The organism is Streptomyces sp. NPDC037410, assembly GCF_055602235.1.
The window spans coordinates 107036-115342 of sequence record NZ_JBVJWR010000025.1; the positions used below are offsets into that span (position 1 = coordinate 107036).

General features: G+C 71.2%; 7 protein-coding genes. 3 read left to right on the forward strand and 4 right to left on the reverse strand.

Translation table 11 applies throughout. From position 1 onward, the window contains the following. Positions 1 to 109: 109 nt before the first annotated feature. Genes ACZ7HT_RS31885 through ctaC form a run of 3 tightly spaced genes read right to left on the reverse strand, consistent with a single transcriptional unit; the run spans position 110 to position 3200 of the window. Positions 110 to 508 (reverse strand): cytochrome c oxidase subunit 4, encoded by a 399-nt coding sequence (locus ACZ7HT_RS31885; RefSeq protein WP_471172200.1) that lies wholly within the window; start codon positions 506 to 508, stop codon positions 110 to 112. Beyond that, on the reverse strand, positions 505 to 2238 hold the full coding sequence (gene ctaD, locus ACZ7HT_RS31890) for an aa3-type cytochrome oxidase subunit I (protein WP_471172201.1): 1734 nt from the start codon (positions 2236 to 2238) through the stop codon (positions 505 to 507). The genes ACZ7HT_RS31885 and ctaD overlap by 4 nt, the downstream gene beginning before the upstream one ends. Continuing rightward, the gene (gene ctaC, locus ACZ7HT_RS31895; RefSeq protein WP_471172204.1) at positions 2235 to 3200 is read right to left on the reverse strand and encodes an aa3-type cytochrome oxidase subunit II; all 966 of its coding nucleotides are present in this window, start codon (positions 3198 to 3200) and stop codon (positions 2235 to 2237) included. Before ctaC ends, ctaD begins: the two co-directional genes overlap by 4 nt. A 368-nt stretch (positions 3201 to 3568) precedes the next feature. On the opposite strand from ctaC, the gene ACZ7HT_RS31900 reads away from it, so the two are divergent. Continuing rightward, entirely contained in the window at positions 3569 to 4954 is a 1386-nt protein-coding gene (locus ACZ7HT_RS31900; protein ID WP_471172206.1) for an aminotransferase class V-fold PLP-dependent enzyme, read from the forward strand. Positions 4955 to 5319: 365 nt separating this feature from the next. Here ACZ7HT_RS31900 and ACZ7HT_RS31905 read toward each other — a convergent pair whose 3' ends face one another. Continuing rightward, positions 5320 to 6294: a carbohydrate kinase family protein gene (locus ACZ7HT_RS31905; RefSeq protein WP_471172208.1), complete on the reverse strand. Its 975-nt coding sequence runs from the start codon at positions 6292 to 6294 to the stop codon at positions 5320 to 5322. Positions 6295 to 6450: 156 nt separating this feature from the next. On the opposite strand from ACZ7HT_RS31905, the gene ACZ7HT_RS31910 reads away from it, so the two are divergent. Next, positions 6451 to 6657 (forward strand): hypothetical protein, encoded by a 207-nt coding sequence (locus ACZ7HT_RS31910; protein ID WP_471172210.1) that lies wholly within the window; start codon positions 6451 to 6453, stop codon positions 6655 to 6657. A 66-nt stretch (positions 6658 to 6723) separates the two neighbouring features. Further along, entirely contained in the window at positions 6724 to 8187 is a 1464-nt protein-coding gene (locus ACZ7HT_RS31915) for a hypothetical protein (protein ID WP_471172213.1), read from the forward strand. Positions 8188 to 8307 lie beyond the last annotated feature (120 nt).

Sequence of the window (8307 nt, forward strand, 5' to 3'; positions counted from 1 at the left end):
GGACATTCCTCGCGGCCAGCGCGCCGAGTGCTGCAAAAGAGGGGCCCGGACGCTTCGGTGACGAAGTGTCCGGGCCCCTCGGTGTGCTCCGGTGCGGAGCGGGGTACCGCTACTGGTTCTGGTTCTCGCCGCGGTAGAACTCGAAGACCCAGCCGAACAGGCCGACGAGGATCAGCGGGGCGGAGAAGTAGAGGATCCACCAGCCCATCGCGACGCCGAGGAAGGCGAGCGCGCCACCGGTGGCCAGCGAGAGCGGCTGCCAGCTGTGCGGGGCGAAGAAGCCCACCTCACCGGCCTCGTCCGCGACGTCGGCCTCCTTGTCGTCCTGCGCCATCGCGTCGACACGCTTGGCCGTGAAGGCCAGGTAGTAGCCGATCATGATGGACAGGCCGAAGGCCAGGAAGAGCGCCGTCGTACCGACCGGCTCCTTGCTCCAGACGCCGTACACGATCGCCATGGCAAGGATGAAGACGCTCAGCCAGATGAACATCTTGCCCTGGATCTTCACTTGCCGGCCTCCTTGCTGCCCGTGAGGGCCACGGCCTCGTGCGGCTTGTTCTCGAGCTGGTCGAGAGCGGCGATCTCAGGGTGGTGCAGGTCGAACGCCGGGGATTCCGAACGGATCCGCGGCAGGGTGAGGAAGTTGTGCCGCGGCGGCGGGCAGGACGTCGCCCACTCGAGCGAACGGCCGTAGCCCCACGGGTCGTCGACCTCGATCTTCTTGCCGTACTTGGCGGTCTTCCAGACGTTGTAGAAGAACGGCAGGATCGACAGACCGAGCAGGAAGGACGAGATCGTCGAGATCGTGTTCAGCGCGGTGAAGCCGTCGGCGTCGAGGTAGTCCGCGTAACGACGCGGCATGCCCTCGGCACCGAGCCAGTGCTGCACCAGGAACGTGCCGTGGAAGCCCACGAACAGCGTCCAGAACGTGATCTTGCCGAGGCGCTCGTCGAGCATCTTGCCGGTGAACTTCGGCCACCAGAAGTGGAAGCCGGAGAACATCGCGAAGACGACGGTGCCGAAGATGACGTAGTGGAAGTGCGCCACGACGAAGTACGAGTCGGAGACGTGGAAGTCCATCGGGGGCGAGGCCAGGATGACGCCGGTCAGACCACCGAAGGTGAAGGTGATCAGGAAGCCGACGGCCCAGAGCATCGGGGTCTCGAAGGACAGTGAGCCCTTCCACATCGTTCCGATCCAGTTGAAGAACTTCACGCCGGTCGGTACGGCAATGAGGAACGTCATGAAGGAGAAGAACGGAAGGAGTACGCCACCGGTGACGTACATGTGGTGGGCCCACACGGTCACGGACAGACCGGCGATCGCGATGGTCGCGGCCACCAGACCGATGTAGCCGAACATCGGCTTACGGCTGAAGACCGGGATGACCTCGGAGATGATGCCGAAGAACGGCAGGGCGATGATGTACACCTCTGGGTGTCCGAAGAACCAGAAGAGGTGCTGCCAGAGCAGTGCTCCGCCGTTCGCCGCGTCGAAGACGTGGGCACCGAACTTGCGGTCCGCCTCCAGGGCGAACAGCGCGGCCGCGAGGACCGGGAACGCGAGCAGGACCAGGACACCGGTCAGCAGCACGTTCCAGACGAAGATCGGCATGCGGAACATCGTCATGCCCGGAGCGCGCATGCAGATGATCGTGGTGATGAAGTTGACCGAACCGAGGATCGTGCCGAAGCCGGAGAAGGCCAGACCCATGATCCACATGTCGGCGCCGACACCCGGCGAGCGGACGGCGTCCGACAGCGGGGAGTAGGCGAACCAGCCGAAGTCGGCCGCACCCTGCGGGGTGAGGAAGCCGGCCACCGCGATGATCGAGCCGAAGAGGTACAGCCAGTACGCGAACATGTTCAGCCGCGGGAACGCCACGTCGGGCGCGCCGATCTGCAGCGGCATGATCCAGTTCGCGAATCCGGCGAACAGCGGCGTCGCGAACATCAGCAGCATGATCGTGCCGTGCATCGTGAACGCCTGGTTGAACTGCTCGTTCGACATGATCTGCGTACCCGGACGGGCCAGCTCGGCGCGCATGAAGAGCGCCATGAGTCCGCCGATGCAGAAGAAGACGAACGACGTGACGAGGTAGAGCGTACCGATCGTCTTGTGGTCCGTGGTGGTGAGCCACTTGATGACCACGTTGCCGGGCTGCTTGCGCCGTACGGGCAGCTCGTTCTCGTACGAGTCCTCAGCTGCGGCGGCCTGGGTTTCGTCGTGAATGCTCACAGTTGGTGCTTCTCCGCATTCCTGGCCGGGTCCGTCTGCTCGATGCCAGACGGGATGTAGCCGGTCTGCCCCTTCGCGGCCAGCTCCTTCAGGTGAGCCTGGTAGCGCTCCGGAGAGACCACCTTGACGTTGAAGAGCATCCGGGAGTGGTCGACACCGCACAGCTCGGCGCACTTCCCGAGGAAGGTGCCCTCCTGCGTCGGGATGACCTCGAAGGCGTTGGTGTGACCCGGAATGACGTCCTGCTTCATGAGGAAGGGGACCACCCAGAAGGAGTGGATGACGTCACGGGAGGACAGGACGAACCTGACCTTCTCACCCTTCGGCAGCCACAGGGTCGGGCCCGGGTTGCCGGTCTGCGGGTTCCGGTCGCCGGGGATGCCGGCGTCGTAGACACCGCCCGCGTTCTCCGGGAAGTCCGCGAGGAACTTGTCCGGGAGCGAGGCGAGGTTCTTGTCCGTCTTGGCGTCACCCTGCACACCGGGCACGTTCTCGATGTAGTTGAAGCCCCAGCTCCACTGGTAGCCGACCACGTTGACCGTGTGGGGCGGCTTCGGGGTGAGCTCGAGGAGCTTCGACTCGTCGCGTGCGGTGAAGTAGAAGAGCACCGAGACGATGATGAGCGGAGTGACCGTGTACAGCGCCTCGATGGGCATGTTGTAACGGGTCTGCGGAGGTACCTCGACCTTGGTCCGGCTGCGCCGGTGGAAGATGGTGGCCCAGAGGATCAGGCCCCACACCAGGATGCCCGTGATCAGGGCGGCGGCCCAGGAGCCCTGCCAGAGGGAGAGGATCCGAGGCGCCTCTTCCGTGACGGGGGTGGGCATACCAAGGCGGGGGAAGTCTTCCCAGTTGTACGAGCAGCCGGTGGCTGTCGCCAGGATCAGGCCCGCAGTCAGCACCTGCGGCAGCTTCCGCCGCATCGGGCGCCGCGACGAGCGGTCGGAGCCGTTGGGACTCACGTAGCGCCTTCCCGAGAGTCTCGGCCCGCAGTGGTCGGCCACGGCCGTCCGTCTCGCTGGTCGGTCGCCGCCCCGGCCGCGGGCAGGGGTTTGGATGTTTATGCGGACCAAACCCTACTGGACGCTATTTGGGGTCGCGCGGGGAGGGTGCCCAACGCGCCGTCCGAGCCCCCGAAGGGGTGGACTCCGACCCTCCGGAGGGGGGCCGGCGAGGCCCGTTCGGGGGGCTGCCGGCGTGGTGGGGCGGGGTGGTGACGGGGGGTCATGGGCGTGGGCGACGAGGCGCGCCCGCCGGTCGCCCGGGTGACGTGGAGGGGCCGGGCCGGGGGCGACGAGGGACGGCCCGTCACAGGGCCTACCGTGGGCGGATGCCGTACTTCGACGCCGCGTCCGCCGCCCCGCTGCACCCCGTCGCCCGTCAGGCGCTGCTCGCCTCCCTCGACGAGGGCTGGGCCGACCCGGCCCGGCTGTACCGGGAGGGGCGGCGGGCCCGGCTGCTGCTCGACGCGGCCCGCGAGGCCGCCGCGGAGGCCGTGGGGTGCCGGCCGGACGAGCTGGTGTTCACTCCTTCGGGGACGCGCGCGGTTCACGCCGGGATCTCCGGCGCGCTCGCGGGGCGTCGGCGTGTCGGAAACCGGCTCGTCGTCTCCGCGGTCGAACACTCCTCCGTCCTGCACGCGGGCGAGGCGCACGCGGCGGCGGGCGGCACGGTGACCGAGGTGCCGGTCGACCGGTCGGGGGCCGTGGACGCGGACGCCTTCGCGGCGGCCCTCGCCCCCGGCACGGCCCTGGCGTGTCTCCAGTCGGCCAACCACGAGGTGGGGACCGAGCAGCCGGTGGCCGAGGTCGCCGAGGCCTGCCGGGCGGCGGACGTGCCGCTGCTCGTGGACGCGGCGCAGTCGCTGGGCTGGGGGCCGGTGCCGGCGGGCTGGTCGCTGCTCGCGGCGAGCGCGCACAAGTGGGGCGGTCCGGCGGGCGTCGGGCTGCTCGCCGTACGGAAGGGGGCCAGGTTCGCGCCGCAAGGCCCTTCCGACGAACGGGAGTCGGGGCGGGCGCCGGGCTTCGAGAACCTGCCGGCGATCGTGGCGGCGGCGGCCTCGCTGCGCGCGGTACGGGCGGAGGCGGCCGCCGAGGGGGCGCGGCTGCGGGCGCTCGTGGACCGGATCCGGGCGCGGGTGCCGGAGCTGGTGCCGGACGTGGAGGTGGTGGGCGACGCGGTGCGCCGGCTGCCCCATCTCGTCACGTTCTCCTGCCTGTACGTCGACGGGGAGACGCTTCTGCACGAGCTGGACCGGGAGGGTTTCTCCGTTTCGTCCGGTTCGTCGTGTACGAGTTCCACGCTGACGCCCAGCCATGTGCTGCGCGCGATGGGGGTGCTGAGCGAGGGGAACGTCCGGGTGTCCCTGCCGGCGGGGACGTCGGAGTCGGACGTGGACGGCTTCCTCGCGGTGCTGCCGGGGGTGGTGGCGGGGGTACGGGAGCGGCTCGGCGCCCCCGTCTCCGCGCCGTCCGCGCCGACGCCCTCCGGCTCGCTCGTCGTGGACTCCCTGGGCAAGCGGTGCCCGATCCCCGTGATCGAACTCGCGAAGGTCATCGGCGACGTGCCGGTGGGCGGGACGGTGACGGTGCTCTCGGACGACGAGGCGGCGCGGCTCGACATTCCGGCGTGGTGCGAGATGCGGGGGCAGGAGTACGTCGGCGAGTCGGCGTGGCCGGGCGGCGGCACGGCGTACGTCGTCCGCCGCACCTCGTAACACGCGCCCCGTTTACGGGCCGACCCCGTCGGCTGCGGGGCCTGCGCCCCCGTTGTGGGCATACGTTCCGCAGGGGCGATGGGGGTCCCCCCTGCTCGAGCGAAGCCGAGAGCTTGGGGGAGGGTGGGCACAACGGACCCGCGCCCTGCCGGCGCCAGAGGCTCCCGAGCCCGGACCCGCACCTGACGTGCGACGCACAACGTGGTGCGGGTCCAGGCGCGGAACGCGGAGGCGCCGCTAAGGGCGCCGTCCCGTGTGCCCACCCGTCCCGCCCTGCGGGACGATTGCCCACACGGGGGTGGGCACCGCCCAGCAGGGCGCGGGCCACGGGGGGGCCGGCCCCGCCGGGCGCGGGGCCCCGTGGGTCAGGACAGGTGGGCGTGGATTTCCGTGGCCGCTTCCTCGCCGTACGCCTTCGTGAACCGCTCCATGAAGTGCGCCCGCCGCAGCGTGTACTCCTGCGTCCCCAGCGTCTCGATGACCAGCGTCGCCAGCATGCAGCCGACCTGCGCCGCCCGCTCCAGGCCGACGCCCCAGGACAGGCCCGTGAGGAAGCCCGCGCGGAAGGCGTCGCCGACGCCGGTGGGGTCGACCTTGGCCGTCTCCTCGGCGCAGCCGACCTCGATGGGGGTCTCGCCGACCCGCTCGATGCGCACGCCGCGCGAGCCGAGGGTGGTGATGCGGTGGCCGACGCGGGAGAGGATCTCCTCCTCGGTCCAGCCGGTCTTGGACTCGATGAGGCCCTTCTCGTACTCGTTCGAGAAGAGGTACTTCGCGCCGTCGAGCAGCGTGCGGATCTCCTCGCCGTCCATGCGCGCGATCTGCTGGGAGAAGTCGGCGGCGAAGGGGATGGACCGGGTCCGGCACTCCTCCGTGTGGCGGAGCATCGCCTCGGGGTCGTCGGCGCCGATGAGGACCAGGTCGAGCCCGCCCACGCGGTCGGCGACGGCCTTGAGCTCGATCAGCCGGGCCTCGCTCATCGCGCCGGTGTAGAAGGAGCCGATCTGGTTGTGGTCCGCGTCGGTGGTGCAGACGAAGCGGGCGGTGTGCAGGACCTCGGAGATCCGCACGGAGGCCGTGTCGACGCCGTGCCGGTCGAGCCAGGCGCGGTACTCGTCGAAGTCGTAGCCGGCCGCGCCGACCAGGATCGGGCTGCCGCCGAGCTGCCCCATGCCGAAGCAGATGTTGGGGGCGACACCTCCCCGGCGCACGTCCAGGTTGTCCACGAGGAAGGAGAGGGACACCGTGTGGAGCTGGTCGGCCACGAGCTGGTCGGCGAACCGGCCGGGGAAGGTCATGAGGTGGTCGGTGGCGATGGAGCCGGTGACTGCGATACGCACGGCGGGGTGCTCCTGCGGAGTTCAGTAGGGGCGCGTGAAGCGCTCGAACGAAGGGCGACAGTTCACGCTACCCGCTGGTCGGTGTCCTGCCGAACAGTGGAAACTACCCCAGAGTAGGTCTTTTCCCCGGAGTGGTGCGGTGCATACGGTGCGCCCATGACCATGTACCCCGCTCCTCGCGAGCGACACGAGTCCGAGTTGAGCCTCGCCCAGCTGCGCGGGGACGGCGCTCGGATGGCCCCCCACTGGGTCACTCCGGTCTCTCCCAGGCCCGTACGGGTCTCCCCCGCGTCGATCCACGGGGTCGTCGTCCCGGCGGCCTCGGCGCGGCTGATCGACGCCACCGCCGAGTACGGCGGCTGACGGACGGAACCGTCCGCGCGTCCGCTCCGTCCCATCGGCGTCCGGTCGAGACGAGGGAGCGTTGCGGTGAGCGGTACGGAGAACGTGCGGAGGCGACGGAACGTCCTCGCCGCCTCGGTGGCGGCGGGTGTGCTGCTCGCCGGGGGCGGTGGCGTCTATCTGGCCACCACGGCAGCGGGCGACGCCACGCCGGTCGGGGCTGCCGACGCGGGCGGGTCACCGCCGCCTCCGCCCCTGAAGGCCGGCGGCGGTCCCGGGATCGCCGTCGGCGAGCACGACCCGAGCGGCGGTCGCGGGATCGCGCCCGGTGAGCCCGATCCGAGCGGCGGTGCGCACGGGACCGTCTACAAAGCCAAGGGCCCCCTCCCCCATGGGCCCTCCTCGGCCGCGGTCCACCGGCCCGAGGGCCTGGTCACCTCAGCGGAGGTGACCAGGCTGGCCGAGGCGCTCGGGATCGAGGGCCGGCCGGTGCTCGTCGGGGACGTCTGGACGATCCGGCCCGAGAAGGACGGCCAGGGTCCGCGTCTGGACGTGGCGAAGGCCGCTCCCGGCAGCTGGACGTACTCCTGGTACGACGGCGGTCCGGCCGGCGACGCCTGTCTCAAGGGCCCGGCGTGCCCGCCCCCGGGGCAGGCGAAGCCCCCGACCACCGGTCGTACGCCGGTGAGCGAGGCCGCGGCGAAGGCGGCGGCCGTCCCCGTCCTGAAGGCGCTCGGCCAGGACGACGCGAAGGTCACCGCGACCCAGGTGATGAACGGCTCGGTGCGGGTCGTCAACGCCGATCCGGTGGTGGACGGGCTGCCGACCTACGGCTGGTCGACGGGGCTGCACATCGGCCCGGACGGCCGGCCGGTCGCCGGGAGCGGGACGCTCAAGGAGCCGGTGAAGGGCGACACGTACCCGGCGATCGGGGCGGAGAAGGCGCTCGCGGAGCTGAACGAGGCGTCGAAGGGCACCGGCCCGGCCGGCATCGGCGGCTGCGCGACCGACCCGCCGGCCGGAGCCGGGGTCGACGGGAACGGCAGGGAGAGCGGGAAGCCCGCCCCGGCCGTGCCCTGCCGGACCCCCGCGGACACCGCGCCGCCGACCGAGGTCCCGGTCACGGGCGCCGTCTTCGGCCTCGCCGCGCAGGACGTGGCCGGCGAGCGGCTGCTCGTACCGGCGTGGCTGTTCACGGCGGACCCGGTGGACGCGGCGCCTTACACGGTGGTGGAGCCGGCGGTGGCCCGTGAGTACCTGTCGCCGCCGGACGAGGGCACGGCGCCGGCCCGCCGGATCGAGTCGTTCCGGACGGCGGAGGACGGCCGGAAGCTGACGGTCACCTTCTGGGGCGGGGTGTGCAGCACGTACACCGCGAAGGCCATGGAGACCCCGGAGAAGGTGACCGTGCGGATCGACGAGAAGTCCGACCCCGGGCGGGCCTGCATCATGATCGCCAAGGAGATCACGCTGACCGTGACGCTGCAGAGCCCGCTCGGCGACCGGCCCGTGGTGGACGCGGCGAGCGGGCAGGCCGTGCCGCGGCGCTGAGCGCGCCCGCGTACGCCAGAGGGCGGGGGGGGGGGGGGGGGGGGGGGGGGGGGGGGGGGGGGGGAGGGAGAGGGGGGGGGGGGGGGGGGGGGGGGGGGGGGGGGGGGGGGGGGGGGGGGG